The 1,260-nt window shown below is 63.3% G+C and carries 2 protein-coding genes; both read left to right on the forward strand.

Annotated elements, in window-relative coordinates:
* On the forward strand, positions 1 to 345 hold a 345-nt coding region (locus tag ACXJL8_RS41455), incomplete at its 5' end, for an enoyl-CoA hydratase/isomerase family protein (protein WP_456687079.1).
* 44 nt (positions 346 to 389) lie between these two features.
* A partial coding sequence (locus ACXJL8_RS41460; protein ID WP_456687080.1) for an AMP-binding protein occupies positions 390 to 1,260 on the forward strand: 871 nt, incomplete at its 3' end.

Consider the following 1,260-nt stretch of genomic DNA (forward strand, 5'->3'; position numbering starts at 1 on the left):
TTCCTGCCGCGGCTTGTCGGGGTCTCCGTGGCATCCGAGCTGATCCTCACCGGACGCTTCATCGGCGCCGAGCGCGCACTGGCTGTGGGTCTCGTTTCCGAGGTCGTCGACGAAGACAAGCTCGATGAAGCCGCCGAGCCTTATGTCGATGCGATGATCACGGCCTCGCCCGTGGGCCTGCGCCTGTCGAAGGAATGTCTCAACATCAGCGTGGACGCGGGATCGCTGGAAGCGGCGATCGCGATGGAGGACCGCAACCAGGTCCTGTGCAGCCGCTCCGAGGAATTTTCGGAAGGAATCAGGGCCTTCCTAGAGAAGCGAAAGCCTGTCTATATCAGGCGCTGAACCACAAAGATCCGCAAAGGACAAGAAATTCCGGGAGGCGCAAAATGAGTGGGAGTGCGGCGGTGGCGATGACGAAACCCGCCTTTCGCAAGGTCGAGTGGCTGGCGCGCGACATCGATGTCGAGCGCCGCGACGACGGCACGGTCGTGCTGAAGTCACGCATTCCCTTGCAAGTTTACGAGAAGCACATCCCGGCCTCGCTCGCCAAATGGGCGAAGCAGGCGCCGGCGCGCATCTGGCTGGCGCAGCGCGGTGGTCCGAACCGCGAGTGGCGAAAAGTCTCCTATGGCGAAGCCAAGCGCACCGTGGATGCGCTGACGCAAGGCCTGCTCAATCTCGGTCTTGATGGCCGCCCGGTCGCAATCCTCTCCGGCAATTCGATCGAGCATGCCTTGATGACGCAGGCGGCGATGCAGGCGCGGCTGCCGGCCGCGCCGGTGTCGCCGGCCTACTCCCTGATGAGCCACGATCACGTCAAGCTGAAATATCTGTTCGACCTGATCAAGCCGGCCGTCGTGATGGTGCAGGACGGGCCCACGTTCGAGAAGGCGCTTAGGGCGATCGACCTCGCCGGCGTCACCGTCGTTCATGTCGTGCGCCCTTGCGAGGGCATCAAGAGCGTCAGCTTCGCTGAGCTTGCGGCGACGCCAGTGACAAACGGCGTCGAAGCATCGATCGCGAAGATCACACCCGACACGGTCGGCAAGCTGCTGTTCACCTCCGGCTCGACCGGCATGCCCAAGGCCGTCATCAACACGCATGCGATGATGTGTGCCAATGCGGCGATGATGATGCAGGTGCGGCCACGCGATCCGCAAGGCCCGATCTCGACCATGCTCGACTGGATGCCCTGGAATCACACCATGGGCGGCAACGCGGCGTTCCATCCCATCCTGGTCGACGGCGGCACGCTCT

The sequence above is a fragment of the Bradyrhizobium sp. P5_C11_2 genome (genome assembly GCF_054049755.1).